The following is a 235-nucleotide window of genomic DNA, read 5'->3' as shown; positions in this document are numbered from 1 at the left end:
GTAGCTGGCGATGAGTTCGCAGAGGGCGGCGTCGTCTTCGACGAGGAGGATGTTGGGCATGGGTGGGTCCGGAAAGTACTGTGGCGCCAGCCATGCCGCTATCGCGAGCAAGCACCCACAGGGTTTCACTCACGACACAAAGCCAATGTGGGAGCGAGCTTGCTCGCGATAGCGGCATGGCTGGCACAGGAAATCTCAAGCCGCCAAGGATATACGCCCTCACCCGGCCATGAGC

The organism is Pseudomonas brassicacearum subsp. neoaurantiaca (assembly GCF_013608025.1).
Classification (GTDB): Bacteria; Pseudomonadota; Gammaproteobacteria; order Pseudomonadales; family Pseudomonadaceae; genus Aquipseudomonas.
Note: the sequence above shows the minus strand (reverse complement) of the source record.